The organism is Streptomyces camponoticapitis (assembly GCF_014646115.1).
In the GTDB taxonomy this organism is placed as follows: Bacteria; Actinomycetota; Actinomycetes; order Streptomycetales; family Streptomycetaceae; genus Streptomyces; species Streptomyces camponoticapitis.
On sequence record NZ_BMMV01000015.1, the window covers coordinates 22,772 to 40,153 of the forward strand.

General features: G+C 70.3%; 18 protein-coding genes and 1 pseudogene. 11 read left to right on the forward strand and 8 right to left on the reverse strand.

The window, feature by feature from the left end:
* Positions 1-3: 3 nt before the first annotated feature.
* A pseudogene (locus IEY79_RS22260) lies at positions 4-186 on the reverse strand (IS5/IS1182 family transposase); the annotation flags it as partial.
* A 483-nt stretch (positions 187-669) separates the two neighbouring features.
* Here IEY79_RS22260 and IEY79_RS22265 point away from each other — a divergent pair.
* Positions 670-1,287 carry a TetR/AcrR family transcriptional regulator gene (locus IEY79_RS22265; protein WP_189109328.1) on the forward strand — a complete coding sequence of 206 codons (618 nt, stop codon included), beginning with the start codon at positions 670-672 and terminating at the stop codon, positions 1,285-1,287.
* 49 nt (positions 1,288-1,336) lie between these two features.
* Here IEY79_RS22265 and IEY79_RS22270 read toward each other — a convergent pair whose 3' ends face one another.
* Positions 1,337-2,836, reverse strand: a complete 1,500-nt coding sequence (locus IEY79_RS22270) for an LVIVD repeat-containing protein (RefSeq protein ID WP_189109329.1) — start codon at positions 2,834-2,836, stop codon at positions 1,337-1,339.
* A 189-nt stretch (positions 2,837-3,025) separates the two neighbouring features.
* Here IEY79_RS22270 and IEY79_RS22275 point away from each other — a divergent pair, with 189 nt between their 5' ends.
* A complete protein-coding gene (locus tag IEY79_RS22275) occupies positions 3,026-3,700 on the forward strand; it encodes a DUF305 domain-containing protein (RefSeq protein ID WP_373292595.1) in 675 nt (224 codons plus the stop codon).
* A 49-nt stretch (positions 3,701-3,749) separates the two neighbouring features.
* Here the strand turns inward: IEY79_RS22275 and IEY79_RS22280 are convergent, their stop codons facing one another.
* Positions 3,750-4,466 (reverse strand): DUF6214 family protein, encoded by a 717-nt coding sequence (locus tag IEY79_RS22280; protein ID WP_189109330.1) that lies wholly within the window; start codon positions 4,464-4,466, stop codon positions 3,750-3,752.
* Positions 4,467-4,670: 204 nt separating this feature from the next.
* On the opposite strand from IEY79_RS22280, the gene IEY79_RS22285 reads away from it, so the two are divergent.
* The 6 genes from IEY79_RS22285 to IEY79_RS22310 all read left to right on the forward strand — a co-directional run bounded on the left by IEY79_RS22285 (position 4,671) and on the right by IEY79_RS22310 (position 11,145).
* The gene (locus tag IEY79_RS22285; protein ID WP_189109331.1) at positions 4,671-6,065 is read left to right on the forward strand and encodes an FAD-dependent oxidoreductase; all 1,395 of its coding nucleotides are present in this window, start codon (positions 4,671-4,673) and stop codon (positions 6,063-6,065) included.
* Positions 6,066-6,257: 192 nt separating this feature from the next.
* On the forward strand, positions 6,258-7,172 hold the full coding sequence (locus IEY79_RS22290) for an aldo/keto reductase (RefSeq protein ID WP_189109332.1): 915 nt from the start codon (positions 6,258-6,260) through the stop codon (positions 7,170-7,172).
* A 149-nt stretch (positions 7,173-7,321) separates the two neighbouring features.
* Positions 7,322-8,410 (forward strand): WD40/YVTN/BNR-like repeat-containing protein, encoded by a 1,089-nt coding sequence (locus IEY79_RS22295; RefSeq protein ID WP_189109333.1) that lies wholly within the window; start codon positions 7,322-7,324, stop codon positions 8,408-8,410.
* 43 nt (positions 8,411-8,453) lie between these two features.
* Positions 8,454-9,128, forward strand: a complete 675-nt coding sequence (locus IEY79_RS22300; RefSeq protein WP_189109334.1) for a uracil-DNA glycosylase — start codon at positions 8,454-8,456, stop codon at positions 9,126-9,128.
* On the forward strand, positions 9,125-10,129 hold the full coding sequence (locus tag IEY79_RS22305) for an N-acetylglucosamine kinase (RefSeq protein WP_229701030.1): 1,005 nt from the start codon (positions 9,125-9,127) through the stop codon (positions 10,127-10,129). Before IEY79_RS22300 ends, IEY79_RS22305 begins: the two co-directional genes overlap by 4 nt.
* A gap of 95 nt (positions 10,130-10,224) precedes the next feature.
* On the forward strand, positions 10,225-11,145 hold the full coding sequence (locus tag IEY79_RS22310; RefSeq protein WP_189109335.1) for a sirohydrochlorin chelatase: 921 nt from the start codon (positions 10,225-10,227) through the stop codon (positions 11,143-11,145).
* Positions 11,146-11,261: 116 nt separating this feature from the next.
* Here IEY79_RS22310 and IEY79_RS22315 read toward each other — a convergent pair whose 3' ends face one another.
* On the reverse strand, positions 11,262-12,335 hold the full coding sequence (locus tag IEY79_RS22315; protein WP_189109336.1) for a lactonase family protein: 1,074 nt from the start codon (positions 12,333-12,335) through the stop codon (positions 11,262-11,264).
* A 182-nt stretch (positions 12,336-12,517) separates the two neighbouring features.
* On the reverse strand, positions 12,518-13,030 hold the full coding sequence (locus IEY79_RS22320; RefSeq protein WP_189109337.1) for a Rossmann-fold NAD(P)-binding domain-containing protein: 513 nt from the start codon (positions 13,028-13,030) through the stop codon (positions 12,518-12,520).
* A 48-nt stretch (positions 13,031-13,078) separates the two neighbouring features.
* Here IEY79_RS22320 and IEY79_RS22325 point away from each other — a divergent pair, with 48 nt between their 5' ends.
* The gene (locus tag IEY79_RS22325) at positions 13,079-13,699 is read left to right on the forward strand and encodes a TetR/AcrR family transcriptional regulator (RefSeq protein WP_268240598.1); all 621 of its coding nucleotides are present in this window, start codon (positions 13,079-13,081) and stop codon (positions 13,697-13,699) included.
* On the opposite strand, the gene IEY79_RS22330 is transcribed toward IEY79_RS22325, so the two are convergent.
* A complete protein-coding gene (locus IEY79_RS22330) occupies positions 13,691-13,984 on the reverse strand; it encodes a putative quinol monooxygenase (RefSeq protein WP_189109339.1) in 294 nt (97 codons plus the stop codon). The two genes, IEY79_RS22325 and IEY79_RS22330, sit on opposite strands and share 9 nt — an antisense overlap.
* 161 nt (positions 13,985-14,145) lie before the next feature.
* Here IEY79_RS22330 and IEY79_RS22335 point away from each other — a divergent pair, with 161 nt between their 5' ends.
* A complete protein-coding gene (locus IEY79_RS22335; RefSeq protein ID WP_189109340.1) occupies positions 14,146-14,853 on the forward strand; it encodes an HAD family hydrolase in 708 nt (235 codons plus the stop codon).
* A 101-nt stretch (positions 14,854-14,954) separates the two neighbouring features.
* Here IEY79_RS22335 and IEY79_RS22340 read toward each other — a convergent pair whose 3' ends face one another.
* Together IEY79_RS22340 and IEY79_RS22345 are read right to left on the reverse strand one after the other, a co-directional pair.
* Positions 14,955-15,434 carry a VOC family protein gene (locus IEY79_RS22340; protein WP_189109341.1) on the reverse strand — a complete coding sequence of 160 codons (480 nt, stop codon included), beginning with the start codon at positions 15,432-15,434 and terminating at the stop codon, positions 14,955-14,957.
* 177 nt (positions 15,435-15,611) lie between these two features.
* Positions 15,612-16,031 carry a TOBE domain-containing protein gene (locus IEY79_RS22345; protein WP_189109342.1) on the reverse strand — a complete coding sequence of 140 codons (420 nt, stop codon included), beginning with the start codon at positions 16,029-16,031 and terminating at the stop codon, positions 15,612-15,614.
* Between the two features lie 199 nt (positions 16,032-16,230).
* Between IEY79_RS22345 and efeO the strand changes: the two genes are divergently transcribed.
* Positions 16,231-17,382, forward strand: coding sequence for an iron uptake system protein EfeO (efeO, locus tag IEY79_RS22350; protein WP_189109343.1), 1,152 nt, complete (start codon positions 16,231-16,233; stop codon positions 17,380-17,382).

Consider the following 17,382-nt stretch of genomic DNA (forward strand, 5'->3'; position numbering starts at 1 on the left):
CGATCATCCCTTGCGGGCAAGGTTGTGCGGATGGGCGATGCCGAGCGTCGCGTGGTGGACGCCTTCACCCCTCAGCCGGCAGTCACGGAGGTTCTTCCAGGCTTCCATTCGCGCAAAGACATGCTCGACGCGGGCGCGGACCTGCCTGTGCGAGCGGTTGTGCTCCCGCTTCCAGACGGGCAGTTCCGCAGCGCAGTGACCAACGCACGGAAACCGGTGCCGGCTGAGGCCGGTGAACGGGCCTATCCATGACGGCTCCGAATGCGCCGCCCACCGCCGCAGTCGATCAGCGGCCCCTTCGCTCCACGGCACCGCTGAGGCGCCCTGCTGCCTGACGTTGAGTCCGGTCGGCAGTGCCGGATCACTGTCTCCGGGGTCTCTGAGTTATCTGGTGGGCTCGTCAGTCAAGTCAGCAACGAGTCAGCACGGATACGATGAAGGGCGACCGGAGGCGGTCGAACCCGCACATCTGCTTCGACCGCTTCTCTGTGCTGACCTGCGAGTTCGCAGGTCAGCACAGAGAAGCGGCGCGCGCGCCGTCTGTCTTGGACGATCCCCCGCGTCGCCCAAGACAGACAGCCTCGTCCCACGCCGACCAGGCCCGACGAATCTGGCAGCGGGAACGTGCTGAGTATACTGGCTAAGAGCCAGTCAACGCAGGAGTCCAGCATGTCCCCGCGAAGCGCATCGGTCAATGAAGAACTTCGTCGGCGTTCCCGCGAACGGCTTCTGCAGGCCACCGTTGACCTTGTCGAGGAGCGCGGATTCGACGGGACGACCCTGGCCGACATCGCCGACCGGGCCGGAGCGGCACGCGGACTGGTCTCGTACTACTTCCCCGGCAAGCGCCAGATGTTCCAGTCGGCCGTGCACCGGCTGATGCACCGGACCCTGCAGGCGGCCCTGGAGCGTGAGCCCCGTACCGACGACGGGCATGAGCTGCTGGCGCGTGCCATCGATGCCGTCCTCGGTCTCACGGTCCATCATCCGGTCCTGATGCGCGCGCACATGGCGGGCATACTCCAGGCCGAGGGCTTCGTCCAGTGCTCCGAGCAGCAGCGGCTCGCCGAGCTGCTGCGCGAGACGATGGTGCGCTACGGGTCGGACGACGTGGACCACGACTATCCGTTGCTGCGCGCGCTGATGATGGGCGCGGTGTTCGCGATTCTGCTGCCGGGGGCGGGAATGCCCCTGGTCAGTCTGCGGGATGAGTTGTTCCAGCGGTTCGGTCTTGATCCGGCCTACCACGCTCCGCCGGGCGGGGAGCCCGCCCGGCGCAGCGTCTGACCATCACCCTGCCGGTCCGGCCGGCCGCGTCAGCGGCCGGCCGTTCCGGTCAGCGGCGGAAGTCCTCGAAGTAGTCCGGCTGCGTCTGGACGTTGAGCTCGTCCATCCGCACCTTCTTCGCCTCGTCCGTCCGGCGGTCGTCGAGCTTGATGACGTCCAGACCCTTGGCGATGTCGTTCGAGTAGATGTAGCCGTTGTAGTAGTACGCCGACCAGGGACCGGCCGTCGTGACCTGGTCGAGGGTGACCGGGCCACGCTCGAAGTAGCCGATCTCCTTCGGCTTCGACGAGTTGGTGAAGTCCCAGACGGAGATGCCGCCCTGGTACCAGGCCTGGACCATGATGTCCTTGCCCTTGACCGGGATCAGCGAGCCGTTGTGCGCCACGCACACCTCGGCGTCCGCCTGCGGACGGTCGATCTTGAAGTAGCTCTTGAACACCAGCTTCCGCTTGTCGCCCTTACCGACGATGTCGTAGATGCCGTCCGCGCCGCGCTTCGGACCGATCTCCTCGTTGCAGGTCGCCGCGCCGCCGCCGCCGAGCTCGTCGGTGAAGACGACCTTGTTGGCGGCCTGGTTGAAGGTCGCGGAGTGCCAGAAGGCGAAGTTGACGTTGTCCTGGACGCGGTCGATGATCCTCGGCGCCTCCGGGTTCTTGATGTCGAACAGGATGCCGTCACCCATGCAGGCACCAGCGGCGACGTCCTTGGAGGGCAGCACCGTGATGTCGTGGCAGCCGGTGGTGGCCGAGACGCCCGGGTTGGTGGGCGCGCCGGGGTTGCCGCCGTCCGGGAAGAGCACCGGGAAGTCGACGATCTTCGACTTCTCGGGCGCCTTGCGGGGCACCTTGATGATGCTGATGCCGTCGTGCGGCGGCTGGCAGTCCGGGAACGTGGCGCTGGGCGAGTACGAGGAGACGTACACGTACACGTTCTTACGGTCGGGCACGAGCGTGTGCGTGTGCGAACCGCACGCGGTCTCGACAGCGGCGACGTACTCGGGGTTGCGCTTGTCGCTGATGTCGAAGATCTTCATGCCCTCCCAGGAGGACTTCTCCGTCGCCGGCGCCGAGACGCTGGAGCAGGAGTTGTCACTGCGCGAGGCGTCCGTCGACAGGAAGAGCAGGTCTCCCGAGACGGATATGTCGTTCTGACCGCCGGGGCAGAGGACCTGGGCGACCGTCTTGGGCTTCGACGGCTTGCTGATGTCGAAGATCCGGAAGCCGTCGTAGTTCCCGGAGAAGGCGTACTTCCCCTGGAACGCGATGTCCGAGTTGGTCCCCTTCAGGTGCTCCTTGGGGACGTTGGCGACGTGCGACATGTTGTCACTGTGGATGATCTCGTCCACGCCGGGTATCTCGTCGTTCTGGATGGCCTTCCTGGCCTCGGCCTGCTGGCTCTTGGAAGTCTCTTCCTTGGCCGGCTTGTCACCGGGGTCGGGTGTCGCGACCGCCGGTCCGGCGGCCAGCAGCGTGGCGAAGAGCCCGGCGGCGGCGGCTGCTGCCACGCCCAGACGTCTACGCCGCACGCGGGTGGTGTGCAACGAAGTCACTGCGTCCTCCCTTGTATCCGTTCCTAGTTGAACGGCTTACGGACGTCGGCAGTATCGTCCTTCACATGTACATCTCAACAGATGGCAACCTAGATGTAATGAAAGTTTTTGATCTTTCATGGTCCGGAGCGTGTTAGGAAAGTGCCTGACAACGTGCCCGATACACATCAAGTACCCCAGGAGGTCACCGTGTTGATCCGGACCAGGAGCGGACGCGCCCTCCGGCCTGTCGTGGCATCGGTGGCCATGGCGGCCCTACTCGCCCTGGGGGCCTGCGACTCGGGCGACGACGGCAAGAAGAGCGAGACCAAGAGCGCCACGGGACAGGTGGTCGCCCCCGGCAAGCCGGGCGAGAAGTCCAGGACCCTCTCCCCCGAGGAAGCGGCGAAGGAGATCCCGGACAACACGCCCAACTCGTCCGACTACGGCTACGCGACGATGATGATCCAGCACCACGGCCAGGCGCTGGTGATGACCGAACTCGCCCCGGACCGTGCCGGGTCCAGCAAGGTCAAGCGGCTCGCCGAGCGCATCTCCGCGTCGCAGAAACCGGAGATCGGCGCGATGGAGGGATGGCTGAAGCTCAACGGCGGCGAGGAGAAGGCGGAGAAGGAAGGCGGCCACGACCACGGCGGGATGGACATGCCGGGCATGGCCACCGACGCCCAGCTGGCGAAGCTCCGGGCAGCGAAGGGGAAGGCGTTCGACGACCTCTTCATCAGCCTGATGGTCACGCACCACCAGGGCGCGGTCACGATGGCCACCGAGGCCCTCTCCGGCGGCAACAACGTCCAACTCGAAGAGATGGCAAGCGATGTGATCGCGCAGCAGACGTCCGAGATCAACCGGATGCGCTCGCTGTAACGCGTCTACGGCGGCCTTCCGCACGGCCGCCGCGGCTCCTCGTCGCGGGTCAGCGGCGGCGGTGACGCGGAGTCAGATAGCCGTCGTCGCGGGCGCTCGCGATGATGCTGAGCGATTTGCGGCGCCCGTACCCCGTCGCGCACATCACCGCGAGGACCGGGTCCTGGCCCAACTGCTGCGCCCTGCGGTACGTCTCCGCCACCCCTCGCCGGTCCGCCCGGTCCGCCCGGTCCGACGAGGCGGAGTCGTCGGCGCGGTGCCGGCCGCCGGGCCGGGGATCGTCCTCCGGAGGCTCCGCGCCGGTGTCCGAGGGGCCGCCCTCGTACTCGTAACCCTCGCCCTCCCGCGTCACGGCGACCACCGGGTCGGCCGCGGGGGGCACGTCCTTCACCGCCGCTGTCGGGACGGCCGCCGCCGTGTCGCCGGCGACCGGGTCGGCCTCCACATGGTGCTGTCCCGCCACCACCCGGCAGGCGTATTCGAGCGGCGCCTCGATCCAGTGGCCCAGCTCGGTCAGGTCGTCCAGCGGCAGCGGCGGATCGGCCTGCGCGTCCTCGACCGCGATGACCCCGTCCCGCAGGACGGCGAGTACGTCGACGCGGGCCCCGTCGGGGAACGTCAGGCGGATGTCGACCCAGGGCGGTACCAGTTCGTGTCTCGGAAGTTCGCACCGGCCGCCCGGTGGGGTGTCGCAGGTGACGGTGCCATACCCCTGCACCTCCCACCGGGGCCAGAGAGGTGTCGCGGGCTCAGCGGCGGAAGTCATCTCAAGTTCTGACACATTCACCACTTAATCAGGCAATTCTGCCCTCTCGCTGTGGCACACCCGCCGTCGGCGCGCATCGCACTCGGTCAGCGCACTGGCGTACCTCCCACCGGGCGCGGACACCCGCGACGCGACGGCTCCGCGTACTCCCCAGCCCACCATGCCGGTGCGATGCTGGAAGTCTCCTGCCGGAAGGAGTGCGCCGTGCCGCGCATCGCCGTCGTCGGATCGGGCCCCAGCGGGGTCTACACCGCCCAGGCCCTCGTCCAGCAGTCGTCGGTCCCCGGCATCCTGGTGGATGTCCTGGACCGGCTCCCCGCCCCGTACGGGCTGGTGCGCTACGGCGTCGCGCCCGACCACGAGAAGATCAAGTCGCTCCAGAACACGCTGCGTTCGGTGCTGGAGCACGAACGCGTCCGCTTCCTGGGGAACGTCGAGATCGGCGCGCACGGCCTCACGCCCGAACGGCTCCTCGGGCTCTACCACGCGGTCGTCTACTGCGTCGGCGCCGCCCGGGACCGCCGGCTCGGCATCCCCGGTGAGGAGCTGGCGGGCAGCCACTCGGCGACCGACTTCGTCTCCTGGTACAGCGCGCACCCCGACGCCGTGCCCGCGGGCTTCGGGCTCGGTACGCGCTCGGTCGTGGTGATCGGCGTGGGCAATGTCGCCGTCGACGTGGCGCGGGTCCTGGCCCGTGGCGCGGAGGACTTCCGGCCGACCGACGTGCCGCACCCGGCGCTCGGCGCGCTGGCCGGGAGCGCGGTCAGGGACGTGCACATGGTGGGCAGACGCGGACCGTCGCAGGCGAAGTTCACCACGAAGGAACTGCGTGAACTGGGCGCGCTCCCCTCGGCCGAGGTACGCGTGGAGCCCGCCGACCTGGCGCTCGATCCGGCGTACGCCCCGGCCCCGGCGGCCCCCACCGGGACCGGGCCGCCCGCGCGGCCTCTGGCCGCCGTCAACCGGCGCAACGTCGAGGTCGTACGCGGCTGGGCCGGCGCTCCCGATCAGGGCCGGGCCCGCCGCATCCACCTGCGGTTCTTCCTGCGCCCCGTGGAGCTGCTCGGTGCCGGCGGACGTGTGACGGCCGTACGGTTCGAGCGCACCGCTCCCGACGGGCAGGGCGGGGTGCGGGGCACCGGGGCGTACGAGGACATCGAGGCAGGGCTCGTACTGAGGGCGGTCGGCTACCGGGGTGTGCCGCTCGCCGGGCTGCCCTTCGACGAGACGACGGGCACGGTGCCGCATCTGGCGGGGCGGGTGCTGCGGCACGGGGTGGCATCGCCCGGGGAGTACGTGGCGGGCTGGATCAAGCGCGGTCCGACCGGGGTGATCGGCACCAATCGCGCCTGCGCCAAGGAGACAGTCGCCTCGCTCCTCGCGGACGGGCCGGGACTGGCCGTCCGCGAGATCACCGGGGATCCGCTCGACGCGTTCCGTGCGGCCGGGCTCCGGCCGGTCGAATGGCCGGGCTGGCTGGCGATCGAGGACGCGGAGGCGGCGCTGGGTGCGGAGCTGGGGCGGCGGTCGGTGAAGATCCCGGACTGGGAGGGCCTGCTGGCGGCGGCACGTGGGAAGCGGGGACAGTCGGGCAGGTAGGCGGGGCTCATCGGCGGATGGCCGGGGTCCCGCCCGTCGGGCGGGACCGGACTGCTAGGGTGAGTTGTCGTCTCAGCCTCCTGTCTGTGCGGATTCCGATCCGCCGGGGAGGCTTTTTTCATGCCCGGATCCGGCACGTGCCCGGCCGGGCGGACGGTCCGACCACACCCGCCCTTCCCGCAGAGGAGATCCATGTCCGACACGCGTGCGCGCCCCGCGACGGCCGCAGGTACCTGGCAGCTCGGCGACCTGACCGTCAACCGCGTCGGCTTCGGCGCCATGCGACTGACCGGCGGCATTCCGTTCGGTCCCGGTGGCCGGCGGAGCGACCGCGAGAGGTCGATCGCCGTGCTGCGGCGGGCCGTCGAGCTCGGGGTGAACCACATCGACACCGCCGCCTTCTACTTCTCCGCGACGCGCTCCGCCAACGAGCTGATCAACGCCGCGCTCGCGCCGTACCCCGACGATCTGGTCATCACCAGCAAGGTCTGGCCGGGCAGGGACCCCTCCGGCGACTGGTGGTGGGCCGAGCCGGAGCAGTTGCGCGGTCAGGTCGAGGAGAACCTGCGCCAGCTCGGCCGTGACCATCTGGACGTGGTGAATCTGCGTCTGCCGCGGAGCTGGGCGTCCCGCTCCGTCGCCGAGCACTTCGGCGCACTCGCGGAGCTGCGGGACGCCGGGCTCGTCCGTCATCTCGGCGTCTCGAACGTCACCGCCGGGCAGCTGGCCGAGGCCCGGACGATCGCGCCCGTCGTCTGCGTGCAGAACCCCTACAGCGTGGACGCGCCGGGCGCGCAGCGGGAACTCCTGCGGGAGTGCGGTGACCTGGGGATCGCCTTCGTACCGTTCTTCGCGATCGCGGGCGCCCGGCGCGAGGCGGGCGCCGGCGCGACGGAGGACGGGGCGGTGCTCCAGGTCGCGCGCGCGCACGGCGCCTCGCCCGCGCAGATACGGCTGGCCTGGACGCTGGCGCAGGGCGCGCACGTCCTGGCCATCCCCGGTACCGGCGATCCGGAGCATCTCGTGGAGAACGTGGCGGCCGGTGCGATCCGGCTCTCGGACGAGGAGATCGCACGCCTCGGGAAGGTCCGTCAGGGCGCCGGGTAAGCAGAAGGCCGCCGGGCGGTGGTCCCCCCGACCCCGGCCTTCGCACGCGGCCGCCGCCGGCAGGGCGGCCGCGTCCGGAGGCCCGTTGTCAGTGGGTGGGTGCAGACTGACCGGAGTCTGGGACAACGGCGTCTTCGGAGGTACCCGCCATGACTACCGACGTACTGCTCACCGTGGGCACACGCAAAGGACTCTTCATCGGCCGCAGGCGCGGCGGGCGGTGGGAGCTCGACGGACCGCACTTCAACGCGCAGGCGGTCTACTCGATCGGGATCGACACCCGTCATCCCGTGCCGCGCCTGCTGGTCGGCGGCGACAGCGCGCACTGGGGCCCGTCCGTGTTCCACTCCGACGATCTCGGTGCGAGCTGGACCGAACCCAGCGTGCCGGCGGTGAAGTTCCCCAAGGACACCGGTGCGTCGCTGGAGCGGGTCTGGCAGCTCCATCCGGCGGGCCCCGCCGCGCCGGACGTCGTGTACGCGGGCTCCGAGCCGGCCGCGCTGTTCCGGTCCGACGACCGGGGGGAGACCTTCGAGCTGGTCCGGCCGCTGTGGGAGCACCCGACGCGTTCGGAGTGGGTGCCGGGCGGTGGCGGCGAGGCCGTGCACACGGTGGTGACCGACCCCAGGGACGCGGACGCGGTGACGGTCGCGGTGTCGACGGCGGGGGTGTTCCGCTCGCGTGACGGCGGCGCGAGCTGGGCGCCCTCCAACAAGGGCGTGTCGGCGGTCTTCCTGCCCGATCCCGACCCGGAGTTCGGCCAGTGCGTCCACAAGATCGCGCGGGACGCGGTCGATCCGGACCGGCTCTACCTCCAGAACCACTGGGGCGTGTTCCGCAGCGACGACGCGGGCGCCAACTGGAAGGACGTCGGCTCCGGTCTGCCGTCCGACTTCGGCTTCGCCGTCGCGGCCCATCCGCACCGGGGCGACGTGGCGTACGTCTTCCCGATCCAGGCCGACTCCGACCGGGTCCCCGCCGGCCGGCGCTGCCGGATCTACCGTACGAGCAATGCGGGCGAGACCTGGGAGGCCCTGGTCACGGGTCTGCCCGACGGCGACCACTTCGGGACGGTGCTGCGCGACGCGCTGTGCACGGACGACGCGGACCCGGCCGGTGTTTACTTCGGCAACCGCAACGGCGAGGTGTACGCGAGCGCGGACGACGGCGACAGCTGGCAGCAGCTCGCCTCGCACCTTCCCGATGTCCTCTGTGTCCGGGCGGCGGTCCTTGGCTGATTCGTTGATCACGAAGACCGACGGCGCATTAGAGTGACGCCCCGTGGCACGTGAACTCAAAGAAATCGTCGAGTCCGGATGGGCCGACGCCCTCGCCCCTGTGGCCCAACGCATCACCGCGATGGGCGACTTCCTCCGTGCGGAGATCGCCGCGGGACGCACCTATCTGCCTGCCGGGCCGAATGTGCTGCGCGCTTTCCAGCAGCCGTTCGACGAGGTGCGGGTCCTGATCGTCGGTCAGGATCCTTACCCCACACCGGGACACGCGGTCGGGCTGAGCTTCTCGGTCGCCCCCGAGGTGCGGCCGGTGCCGGGCAGTCTGGACAACATCTTCCGGGAGATGCACGCGGACATCGGGGCGCCCCGGCCGTCCAACGGGGATCTCACGCCGTGGGCCCGGCAGGGTGTGCTGTTGCTCAACAGGGCGCTCACCACAGCTCCCCGTAAGCCGGCTGCGCACCGGGGCAAGGGCTGGGAAGAGGTCACCGAGCAGGCCATCCGGGCGCTGGTGGCCCGGGACAAGCCGCTGGTGTCCATCCTGTGGGGCCGTGACGCCCGCAATCTGCGTCCGCTTCTGGGCCGGTTCCCCGCGATCGAGTCGTCGCACCCCTCCCCCATGTCGGCGGACCGGGGCTTCTTCGGTTCGCGTCCGTTCAGCCGCGCGAACGAACTCCTCGTCCAGCAGGGCGCGCAGCCGGTCGACTGGCCGCTGCCGTGAGCTGGGTGCTCGGCGTCGACTCGGGCGGGTCCGGGCTGCGGATCGCTCTCGGGGCGGTGGACGAGGCCGCGGGCATCCTGGCGGACGGTGTCGCGGAGGTCCGGACGGTCGGCACCGCCGTGTCCGCCGAGCCTGTCCGCACCGGCTCTTCCGGGATCGATCCGGACCATTTGCTGGAGCAGTTGCTGCCCGCCGTGCGGACCTTGCTCGCGCGTGAGGGCGCGGAGGCACCCGTGGCCGTCGCGGTCGGCGCGGCGGGCATGGCGACGCTCGGCGACGGGCTGCGCGCCGGCTTGCCCGGGGCGCTGGAAAGCGCCCTGGGAGTAAGCCGGTTGGCGCTCGCCGCTGACGCGGTCACCGCGTACGCGGGGGCGCTCGGCCAGCGTCCGGGTGCCGTCGTCGCCGCCGGTACGGGCATGATCGCGCTCGGCACCGATCTGACGGGCTGGCGTCGCGCGGACGGCTGGGGACATCTGCTCGGCGACTGCGGCGGCGGAGCTTGGATCGGCCGGGCGGGGCTGGAGGCGGCGATGCGCGCGTACGACGGGCGGCGCGGCGGTTCGGCCGCGCTGCTGTCCCGGACGGAAGCCGTGTTCGGCCCGGCGCCGGAGCTGCCGGGGCTCCTCTATCCGCGTACCGACCGGCCCGCCGTGCTCGCCTCCTTCGCCCCCGAGGTGGCCCGCTGCGCGGCGGACGACCCGGTCGCGGCGGGGATTCTCACCGAGGCCGCGCGGCACATCGCGGACGCGGCCGTCGCGGCGTGTCCGGGGGCGGAGGGATCCGAAGTGGCCCTGACGGGCGGGCTGTTCAAGATGGGCGACCCACTGCTCGTACCGCTGCGGGCGGAGTTGGCGCGGCGGCTGCCGCACGCGAGGTCGGTGTCGGCCCAGGGAGATCCGCTGGCGGGGGCTCTGCGGATCGCGGCGGCTCTCGCGACGGGTTCGTTTCGACTGCCGTGCGACGGACGGATGTTGTCCGTCCCGACAGAGCGGGACGAATAAGGGTTAAGCATCATAGCGAAGAAATACGGACAGATGACGCACGACCGGACCCTCCCCGAACAGCCGACCCCACAAAACCAGTAGCATTCGGCGCCATGAGCTCCCCCACTGGGCCGGCACCCGGCCTGCCTGTACGAATGCCTCGACCTCGACAGTCGGGGCGGCACCGTCGACCCGAACCCGTGGCGGCGCCCGAGGGCGCGCCCACGCTTGTGCTGGCCATGCCCGGCATCCCCAGTGCCGAGGTGCGGAACCTCGGCGAGGAGGTCGTCAGCATCGCCCGTTCCGAGCTTCCGGGCCTGGACGCCCGGATCGGCTATCTGGACGGCGACGACGACGAGTACGCCGCGCTGAGCACGGTCCTGGCGCAGACCGGCGAGCAGCGTGTCGAGCGCTACGAGCTGGCGAAGGCCGCCGGCCGTGACGTCGCCGAGCCCGAGGGCATCTCGGCCGTTGTCGTGCCGCTGCTCGCGGGTCCCGACAACTCCCTGGTCAGGCGCATACGTCAGGCCGTGGTGGACAGCAAGGCCGTGGCGGAGATGACCGAGGTCCTCGGTCCGCACCCGCTGCTCGCCGAGGCACTCCACGTGCGCCTGTCGGAGGCCGGGCTCGCCCGTGCCGACCGCGCGAGGCTCTTCACGGTGGCCACGGCCGCCGACGGCATCATCCTCGCGACGGTGGGCGGCGAGGAGGCCGTCCAGGCGGCCGGGATCACCGGGATGCTGCTGGCCGCGCGCCTCGCCGTGCCGGTCATGGCGGCGGCGCTCGACGACGACGGCGCGGTCTCCGCCATCGCCGAGCAGCTGCGCGAGTCCGGCTCGACGCAGCTGGCGCTCGCTCCGTACCTGATCGGACCCGAGCTGCCCGAGGGGCTGCTCGACGTCGCGCTCAAGGAGGCCGACTGCGCCGCTTCCGAGTCGCTCGGCGCGTATCCGGCGGTCGGCAAGCTGGTGCTCTCGCAGTACACCAGCGCGCTGGGCATCTCGGCGCAGACGCAGAACTCACCGGCGTCCTGAACTCCGGGGTCCTGAACCGCGGTTCCACCCGGTGGTGCCGGTTCGTCCCCGGTCGCCGGACGGCCTGATCTCTCAGCCCGTCCGGCGATGGGGCGCGGCGCCGCCCGGCGGCGGTGTCAGCCGAAGATCACACAGGAGGCCGCGGGCGCCTCGAACGAGCCCGCACGCGACGGCACACCGGTCACCGGGTCGATGTCGAACCAGGTCACATCGCCGGAATGCTCGTTCGACGCGTAGAGCCTGCGGCCCGCCGGGTCCAGCGAGAGATCGCGCGGCCAGCGTCCGCCGCAGTCCACCGTCGTGACCAGAACGGCCTTCTCGCGCGTCTCGTCGAGCGTCAGGACGGCGATGCTGTCGTGCCCGCGTACGGCGGCCCAGAGGTGCCTGCCGTCGTGCGAGACGACGATCTCGGAGGCGTAGCTCGCCACCTCGACACCGTCGGGGAGGACGGGCGCCTCTCCGACCGGCTCCAGTGTGCCTTTCTCGGTGTCCCAGCGGCAGACCGTGAGGGTCGCTTCCAGTTCGTTGAGTACGTACGCGTGGGTGCCCGCCGGGTGGAAGGCGAGATGGCGCGGTCCGGTGCCGGGGCGCAGCACGCTCTCGCCGTGCGGGGTGATGTCGCCGTTGTCGGGGTCGACCGAGCTGATCCGTACGGAGTCGGTGCCCAGGTCGACGGCGAGCAGCCACTGGCCGCCCGGGTCCGGCAGCACCTGGTGGGCGTGCGGCCCTTCCTGCCGGTCGGAGCGTGGTCCGGTGCCCTCGTGCTGGAGGATTCCGGCCGCCGCGCCGAGGGTGCCGTCGGCGCGGACGGGCAGCGTGGTGACGCTGCCGGAGCCGTAGTTGGCGGTCACCAGATGCCCTGCGGCGAGGGTGAGATGGGTGGGGCCCGATCCGCAGACCGGCACCGGCTCACCTATCAGGCGCGGCGCCGATGTGCCGCCCGACGCGCGCGGGGAGACGTCGAAGGCCGCCGCCGCGCCTTCCTCTCCCTCGGAGACGGCGTAGAGCACCGATCCGTCGGCCGCGAGGGTCAGATAGGAGGGGTCGGCCAGTTCGTCGGTCGCGCCGATCTCCGTCAGCGAGCCGGTGTCCGCGTCCACCGCGACGGCGATGATGCCGCGGCCGCCCGCCGAGGTGAACGACCCGATGTAGGCCCGCCCTTCGCCCCTGCCGTCGCTCCTGTCGCCCACTGTCTGTCCCCTTGTCGCTCGATCGCTCTGTGCGTCCAAGAGCGGTGCGCGTGCGCCGCTCGTGTGTCCGGCCGACGGTAGCAGGGGGTCTAGACCAGCTGCCCGCGTCGGGTGCTGCCGCCTGAACTACCCATTCCGGCGGCCGGTTCACCCTTTCGGACGAGCCGGAGGCATATCGGCTCTCAGACGGCGTGCACGGGGAGCGCGACGCCGGTGAGGCGTTCGGCCTCCGCCCACAGACGGGCGTTGACGGCGGTGTCGAAAGCCTTGCGGGGCATACGCGCGGTGGTGGTGGGACCGACGAGGCCGAATCGTCCGCCGGGGCCGTAGTAGCCGCCCGCGACGGCGTCGGGACTGGTCGCGGCGTACAGCAGTGGTTCGGCGCCCTGTTCCGCGCCCTGCGAGGGCAGGAAGTCGAGCTTGGTGAGCAGGGTCGTACCGAGGGACCGCCTGCCGTTGCCGAGGCTCGCGCCCGCCGTCTGGAGGTTGGTGCGGGTGTAGCCGGGGTGCGCGCCGGTGCTCAGCAGGGGCCAGCCGCGCTCGTCGGCGATACGGGCGAGTTCTCTGGTCATGATCATGTCGGCGAGCTTGGACTGCGCGTAGGAGCGGCTCGCGCTGTAGTTCCGGCTCGTCCACTGGAGGTCGGCGAAGTCGATCCTGCCGTAGCCGGCCGCGCCGCTGCCCATCGTGGCCACGCGCGGGGACCCGGCGGTCAGCAGCAGCGCGCCCAGCGCCGCCGGGCGATCCTCGACACGGCGGCATCGATGCTCACCGAGATGCCGGTGGCCCAGGTGAGCCTCAACGAGCTGAGCCGGCGGGTCGGGCTGGCGAAGTCCAACGTCCTGCGCTACTTCGAGTCCCGGGAGGCCGTACTCCTCGACCTGCTCGACGTCGCGTGCCGGGAGTGGACCGACTATCTGGAGGGGGCGCTCGCCTCGGGCGTCGACGCCCACGCCCCGCCGCGCGAGCGGGGCGACCAGGTGGTGGCCGTGCTCGCCGCCTCGCTGGCGGACCGTCCGGTCCTGTGCGACCTCACCAGCTCGCAGGCGGCGGTCCTGGAGCGCAATGTCTCGCCCGACGTCGCGGCGGAGTTCAAACGCACCGCGGTGGCGAACGTCGGCAAGATCGCGGCTCTGGTCCACGCCCATGTGCCGGAGTTGAGCGGGAACGACGCGCCGCGGTTCGCCGCCTACTGCGTCATGACGACGGGCGCGATCTGGACCCACGCCCAGCCGTCGGCGGCGATGCTAGCGGCCTACGAGGCAGATCCGTCGCTGGCTGCCATGCGGATCGACTTCGAGGTGTCCTTGCGGGAGATGCTGGAGGTCGTGCTCTCGGGGCTGCTGGCACGCGCGTCAGCCTGAGAGCGGGACCGAGGCGTCGATCTCGTACTGCGTGATCTCCATGCTGAGCACGACCGGGGACGGCTGCGACTCCCGCGCCGTCCGGGCCAGATGGGCCGCCAGGTGCTCGCGCGACTCCCACCGCTCGTACACGTTGACGCGGCCGGGCTCGACCGGGTCGGCGGCCACCACGTAGTCGAGACAGCCGGGCTCGGCCCGCGCCCGCCGCTGCGCCTCCTCGAAGCCCGCGAGGAACGCCTCACGCTGCTCGGGTTCGACGTAACCCTTGCCGGCGACGATCAGCATGGTGGCCTCCGTGGTGTTCGGGGGTGATGCGTGAGCCGTGTCGGACCGGTTGGATTGTCCCGCGCGAGGGGTCGGCGGCGTACGGCGGGGCCACCGCGCGGCGGGTGGGCACGAAGGCGGCCGGCAGGGCGCCCGACGTGCCCTCTTGGCATGCTGGGGCCATGAGCACCGCGCGCACCCCCTCTCCCGTCTCCGTCGTCTTCGACCTCGACGGCACCCTCGTGGACAGCGAGCCGAACTACTACGAGGCCGGCCGGCGACTGCTCGCACAGCACGGTGTACCCGACTTCACCTGGGAGCACCACACCCGGTACATCGGCATCAGCACCCGCGAGACGCTTGAGGCGCTGCGCGCGGAGTACGGGCTCGACACACCGGTGGACGAGTTGCTGGCCATCAAGGACCGCCTCTATCTGGAGCTGGCGGGGGCGTCGACCGAGGTCTTTCCCGAGATGCGGAAGTTCGTGGAGCAGTTGCATACGCAAGGCGTGCCCATGGCGGTCGCCTCCGGCTCGTCGCGTGCCGCCATCGAGGCCGTGCTCGACGGTACGGGGCTGAGCCCGTACTTCACCCTCTTCGTCTCCGCCGAGGAGGTCCCGCACGGCAAACCGGAGCCCGACGTCTTCCTTGAGGCGGCGCGGCGCCTGGGCGCGGACCCGGCCGACTGCGTGGTGCTGGAGGACGCGGCCCCGGGCGTGGCGGCCGCACACGCGGCCGGCATGCGGTGTGTCGCCGTCCCTTATGTGCGGGGCACGGCCGGTGATCCGGCCTTCCGCGAGGCGGAGTTGCTCTTCGCCCGCGGCCAGGACGAGTTCACGGCCCGGGCGGCGTACACCTGGCTGACCGGGACGGCGCAGGGCCGGCAGTAGCCACCGGCACGGCGAAGTACCGCACCGAAGCGGGGTACTGGGCAGGGCCGGCAGTAGCCACCGGGCGCCGACAGCAAGCGATCGCTTGAGTATCAGCCGCCTCAGGACGTCCCGTCGGCAGCGGCCCGCAGGGCGGCGAGGTCGATCTTCGACATGCCAAGCATGGCCTTCATCGCGCGCTGGGCACGTTCTTGGTCAGGGTCGTTCAGCATCTCGTTCATCGCGGTGGGCGCGACCTGCCAGGAGAGGCCGAACTTGTCCTTCAGCCAGCCACAGGGGCCTTCCTCGCCGCCATCCGCGGAGAGCTTGTACCAGTAGTGGTCGATCTCTTCCTGGTCGGCGCACTCGATCAGGAACGAGATGGCCTCGTCGAAGGTGAACTGCGGGCCGCCGTTGATGCCCGTGTAGCGGTGGCCGTCGAGCTCGAAGTCGACGGTGAGTACGGTGCCGGCCGGCCCGGGACCGGCCTCGCCGTAGTGGGTGATGGCCGTGATCCTCGAGTTCGGGAAAATCCCGATGTAGAACTCGGCGGCGTCCTTCGCCTGTCCGTCGAACCAGAGATTGGGGGTGATCTTCGGCATCGCTGTCTCCCTGCGTCTTCGCCGTCCGCCGCCTCTACGGCTTCCTTGTCCTCTTCTGACTGTGGCACCGGCCGAAACTCATCGCAGAAGCAGCGAAACCCAGGACCGACACCCTTCGGAGACCAAACACCCCCCAGGGATCCACATCCCTCGGGGACCGACCCCCCTTCCGACCGCTCAGACGCTCCCGAGGGAGATCTCCGTCGACTTGATCAGCGCGGTGACGGCGGTTCCGGGGGTGAGCCCCAGCTCCTCCACCGCCTCCCTCGTGATCACGGCGGTCAGCTCGGTCTCCCCCACCGTCAGCTTGACGTTCGCCAGACTGGTGCCGAGAACGATCTCGGTGAGCTTGCCGGTCAGCCGGTTGCGGATACTCAGGCCCTCGACCGGCCCGGTGGCCAGGGCGACCTCGGTGGCCTTGGCCAGCACGCGCACCTCGGTGCCCACCGCGATGCCGAGGTCCTCGACGGCATCAAGGGTGATGGCGGCGGTGACGTCCTGCCCGCCCGACAGATGGACCCTGACCGTGGCCATGACCTCCCCGGGAGTGACACCGGTGACGGTGCCGGGAAGCTGGTTGCGGATGCTCAGCTGCATGGGAGGTTCGGCCTCTCGCTGGTGGGGCGTGGAGCGGACGGAAGTAAGGCCATTGAAAAGGATGAGCAAAGGCGAACGACCCATTGACTCCGGTATCTGAGATTTTGCTGCGGTTTCAGATGAGTAAGGCTGAGCTAACTTAGGCTCGCCTCACCCTCGGGGCCGCGCCGAAACACCGTTATCAGCCGCTGGAGCCCGCATGCGTCCCGTCCGCCTCTCCCTGGTCACCGCCGTCGCGGCGGTCGCCGCCCTCACCACCGTCACGGCGTGCGCCGAGAAGAGCGATGCCGAAGGGAACGGGGCCGTCAGGGTCACGGCGACCGACACCTCCTGCGAGGTGTCGAAGAAGGAGTTCCCCGCCGGTCACCTGCAACTGGCCGTGGAGAACAAGGGCTCGAAGGTCACCGAGGTCTACGTCCTTTTCCCCGACGACCGGATCGTCACCGAGCGCGAGAACATCGGTGCGGGCACCAAGGCGAACATCACCGCGGAGATCAAGGCCGGCGACTACGAGATCGCCTGCAAGCCCGGTATGAAGGGCAAGGGCATCCGTCAGCAGGTCAAGGCCACCGGCGGCGGCAAGGCCGCGAAGCGCGATCCCCAGCTGGACGCGGCGGTCGCCGCGTACCGCCAGTACACGCTGGAGCAGGCGGAGGAGACGCTGCCGAAGGCGAAGGTATTCGCGGAGGCGGTGAAGGCCGGTGACATCGAGGCCGCCAAGAAGGCGTACGCCGACTCCCGTATCGGCTGGGAGCGCACCGAGCCGGTGGCAGAGTCCTTCGGTGACATCGACCCGAAGGTCGACCTGCGCGAGGACGGTCTCGAAGAGGGCCAGGACCTGGAGAAGGACTGGACCGGCTGGCACCGCCTGGAGAAGGCGCTGTGGCAGGACAAGAAGATCACCCCGCGCGACAAGGAACTCGCCGATCTGCTGATCACGGATCTGACCGTCTGGCAGAAGAAGGTCGGTACGGCGGAGATAACCCCGACGTCCATGGCGAACGGCGCCAAGGAACTGCTCGACGAGGTCGCCAGCGGCAAGGTCACCGGTGAGGAGGAGCGGTACAGCCACACCGACCTGGTCGACTTCAAGGCCAACGTCGAGGGCGCCGAGAAGTCGTACGCGCTGCTGAAGCCGGTGGCGTCCAAGAACGACGCGGAGCTGACAGGTGAACTGGACACCCAGTTCGCGGCGTTGAACACGCTGCTCGACAAGTACCGTGAGGACAGGATGAGTTACGTGTTCACGTCGTACGACACGGTCGGCGAGCCGGAGCGCAAGGAGCTGTCCGACGCGGTGAACGCGCTGGCCGAGCCCCTGTCGAAGCTCGCCGCCGCGGTCGTGAAGTAG

Excerpts from the sequence above, each read along its gene's own strand:
- IEY79_RS22330 (WP_189109339.1), bottom strand. The coding sequence starts at position 13,984 with ATGCTGATCGTCGCCGGCAAGGGTTACGTCGAACCCGAGCAGCGTGAG.
- IEY79_RS22340 (WP_189109341.1), bottom strand. The coding sequence starts at position 15,434 with ATGCCGAAGATCACCCCCAATCTCTGGTTCGACGGACAGGCGAAGGAC.
- IEY79_RS22310 (WP_189109335.1), top strand. The coding sequence starts at position 10,225 with ATGAGCTCCCCCACTGGGCCGGCACCCGGCCTGCCTGTACGAATGCCT.
- IEY79_RS22345 (WP_189109342.1), bottom strand. The coding sequence starts at position 16,031 with ATGCAGCTGAGCATCCGCAACCAGCTTCCCGGCACCGTCACCGGTGTC.
- IEY79_RS22295 (WP_189109333.1), top strand. The coding sequence starts at position 7,322 with ATGACTACCGACGTACTGCTCACCGTGGGCACACGCAAAGGACTCTTC.
- IEY79_RS22280 (WP_189109330.1), bottom strand. The coding sequence starts at position 4,466 with ATGACTTCCGCCGCTGAGCCCGCGACACCTCTCTGGCCCCGGTGGGAG.
- IEY79_RS22335 (WP_189109340.1), top strand. The coding sequence starts at position 14,146 with ATGAGCACCGCGCGCACCCCCTCTCCCGTCTCCGTCGTCTTCGACCTC.
- IEY79_RS22265 (WP_189109328.1), top strand. The coding sequence starts at position 670 with ATGTCCCCGCGAAGCGCATCGGTCAATGAAGAACTTCGTCGGCGTTCC.
- efeO (WP_189109343.1), top strand. The coding sequence starts at position 16,231 with ATGCGTCCCGTCCGCCTCTCCCTGGTCACCGCCGTCGCGGCGGTCGCC.
- IEY79_RS22290 (WP_189109332.1), top strand. The coding sequence starts at position 6,258 with ATGTCCGACACGCGTGCGCGCCCCGCGACGGCCGCAGGTACCTGGCAG.